Consider the following 3,284-nt stretch of genomic DNA (forward strand, 5'->3'; position numbering starts at 1 on the left):
CCGGCGTGCGCGCGGCAGCCGCCGCGCTCGATCGACGCGTCGGTGCGCACGGTCCAGCCGAGCGTATCGAGATCGTCCTGCAGATAGGCTTCGACGACGGGCAGGTCGGCCGGATTCACCGCGAGATGCGGCGCGCCGGACAGCGCGGGTTCGGCCGCGAGCACGTCGCGCACGGCCGCGACCAGCGCGGCCGGGTCATGCTTCACGTGCTGGCGCACGACCTGCTGCGCGATGTCGAGCGCGAGCTGCGCGATGTCGGACGCGAGATCGTGCTCGATGTTCGACACGGCCTCGCGGAACGATTCGGCAAGCGCCGCCAGCTGCGCGGCCTGTTCGCGCGCGTCGGCCTGGCCGGCCTCGAAACCCTGTTCGCGGCCCTGCTCGAAACCGGCCTGATAGCCGAGCGCCTGGCCTTCGACGTGGCCGGCCGCATGGCCTTCGGCGTGCGCGGCGTCGCGCACGCGCTGCAGGTCCTTGGCGAGCGCGGCGGCGGCGGCCGCCGCGTCGTCGGGCGGCGGCGGGGGCGGCGGCGGGTCGAACGACGCCATCTCCCACCGCTGGTACGCGGTGAGGGTGCCCACGCGATCGCTCGCCGAATCAGACATACGCGTCTTCCGCCTTGCCGCCGATCACGATCTGGCCGCTCTCGGCGAGATTGCGCACGATCTGCAGGATGCGGCGCTGCTGCGTCTCGACTTCGGACACGCGCACCGGGCCGCGCGCGTCGAGATCCTCGGCGAGCAGTTCGGCCGCGCGCTGCGACATGTTCGCGAGGAACTTCTGGCGCAGGGCGGGCGGCGCGCCCTTCAGCGCGATGATCAGCGTTTCCGACTCGACTTCCTTGAGCACCATCTGGATCGCGCGATCCTCGAGGTCGAGCAGGTTCTCGAACACGAACATCTGGTCGACGATCTTCTGCGCGAGATCGGCGTCGTACTGGCGCACGCTTTCGAGCACGCCTTCCTCGTGCACGCTCGTCATGAAGTTCAGGATCTCGGCCGCGGTGCGGATGCCGCCCATCGGGCTGCGCTTCAGGTTGTCGCTGCCGGACAGCAGGCCCGTCAGCACGTCGTCGAGTTCGCGCAGCGCGGCCGGCTGGATGCCGTCGAGCGTCGCGATCCGCAGCAGCACGTCGTTACGCAGCCGCTCGGTGAAGCACGATGCGATCTCCGATGCCTGGTCGCGGTCGAGGTGCACGAGGATCGTCGCGATGATCTGCGGATGCTCGTTCTTGATCAGTTCGGCCACGGCGCCCGAGTCCATCCACTTCAGGCCCTCGATGCCGCTCGTGTCGCTGCCCTGCAGGATGCGGTCGATCAGCACGCCGGCCTTGTCCTCGCCGAGCGCCTTCGTCAGCACCGAGCGGATGTAGTCGCTCGAATCGAGCGACAGCGCGGTGTGCTGCTCGGCTTCCTTCGCGAACTCCTGCAGCACGTCCTCGACCTGCTCGCGCGTGACGTTCTTCAGCGCGGCCATCGCGGCGCCGATCTTCTGGACCTCGCGCGGCGCGAGGAACTTGAATACCTGCGCGGCCTCTTCCTCGCCGATCGACATCAGCAGCAGCGCGCTCTTGGTCAAGCCTTCAGCGTTCATCGGACACCCAGTTCTTCACGACGGTGGCGACGATCTTCGGATCCTGGCGGGCGATCGTGCGCGCGTAGTCGAGGTTGCGTTCGTAGCGGTTCTTCTCGGTTTCGAAGCCGAGCAGCATCGTGTCGGGCTCCTCCGTCTTGGCCGGCGCGGGCAGGCCGTCGAGCGCGACCGGATCCTCCGGCGCCGCGAGCGCCGGCGCGGCCGGCTCGGGCGGCGGGAACGCGCGGCGCATCGCCGGGCGCACGAACATGAAGTAGAGCGCCGCCGCAGCCGCCGCGATGCCGAGCCACTTCGCGGCTTCCTTCGCCATCGCGATCATGTCGGGCTGGCGCCACCACGGCAGGTCGGCATACGGGTCGCTCGCGGTCGAGAACGCGCTGTTCACGACGTTCACCGAGTCGCCGCGCTTCTCGTCGTAGCCCATCGCGTCCTTCACGAGCTGCTCGACCTGCGCGAGCTTCGCGGGTGGCAGCGGCTGCATCGTCACGTGGCCCTTCGCGTCGGCGACCGGCTGGTAGTTGACGACGACCGCGACCGACAGCCGCTTCACGCTGCCCATCGGCTGCTCGAGGTGACGGATCGTCTTGTCGAGTTCGTAGTTGGTCGTCTGGTCCTTGCGGTCGCTGACCGGCGTCGTCTGCGGCGCGTTCTGGCCGTTGCCAGCGACCACCGGCGCGGACGCCGGCTGCGGCGGCGTGTTCGACAGCGCGCCCGGCACGCCGGAGGCGCCGCCCTGCGCGAGTTCGGTCGAGCTGCTGGTCTGCTGGCTGCGGATCGCCGATTGCTGCGGATTGCCGTTCGGGCCGTAGCTTTCGGACGTCTGCTCGACCTTCGAGAAATCGAGGTCCGCGCTGACCTGCGAGCGCGCGTTGCCGGCGCCGAAGATCGGCGCGAGGATCGCGTCGATGCGCTTCTGCGTGTTGCGCTCGACCTGCTGCACGTACTTGAGCTGGCTCGCGTCGAGGCCGGAGGCGGACGCGGTCTGGGTCAGCAGGTTGCCGTCCTGGTCGACGATCGTCACGTTCTTCGCGGGCATGTCGGGCACGCCGGACGACACCATCCGCGTGATCGCCTGGACCTGTCCCTCGTCGAGCACGCGGCCCGGGTAGAGGTCGACGAACACGGACGCGCTCGGCGCTTCCTTGTCGCGCACGAAGACCGACGGCTTCGGGATCGCGAGATGCACGCGCGCGCTGCGCACGGCGTTGATCGATTCGATGGTGCGCTGCAGCTCGCCTTCGAGCGCGCGCTGGTAATTGATCTGCTCGGCGAACTGGCTGATGCCGAATTTCTGGTTGTCCATCAGCTCGAAGCCGACCGAGCCGCCCTTCGGCAGGCCCATCGCGGCGAGCTTCAGGCGCGTTTCGTGCACCTGGTTCGACGGCACGAGGATCGCGCCGCCGGCGTCGGCGAACTTGTAGGGAACGTTTGCCTGCTGGAGCGCGGCAATGATCGCGCCGCCGTCGCGGTCCGACAGGTTGCTGTACAGCACGCGGTAGTCGGGCGCGCGGCTCCACAGCACGAGCGCGGTGATCGCGGCGATCGCGAACGCGACGGCGATCAGGAACGGCAGCTTCGGGTTGCCCTTCATCCGCGAGATGCCGGGAATGCGTTCCGCGAAGCCGCCCAGCCCGAAGTCAGCGCCGGCGACGCCCGCGCCCGGCAGCGCGGCGGCCGCGGCGGCGCCGGGC

Annotated in this window: 3 protein-coding genes; all 3 read right to left on the bottom strand. The window is 69.5% G+C overall.

Annotation, left to right across the window (positions count from 1 at the left end):
* The coding region (fliH, locus tag G3N62_RS34895) for a flagellar assembly protein FliH (protein WP_206141512.1) at positions 1-605 on the bottom strand (605 nt) is incomplete at its 3' end.
* Entirely contained in the window at positions 598-1,593 is a 996-nt protein-coding gene (gene fliG / locus G3N62_RS34900) for a flagellar motor switch protein FliG (RefSeq protein ID WP_034190272.1), read from the bottom strand. The genes fliH and fliG, both read right to left, overlap by 8 nt.
* Positions 1,583-3,284: flagellar basal-body MS-ring/collar protein FliF (fliF, locus tag G3N62_RS34905; RefSeq protein ID WP_206141513.1), on the bottom strand; the 1,702-nt coding region annotated here is incomplete at its 5' end. The genes fliF and fliG, both read right to left, overlap by 11 nt.

The sequence above is a fragment of the Burkholderia sp. Tr-20355 genome, assembly GCF_017104685.1.
In the GTDB taxonomy this organism is placed as follows: Bacteria; Pseudomonadota; Gammaproteobacteria; order Burkholderiales; family Burkholderiaceae; genus Burkholderia; species Burkholderia seminalis.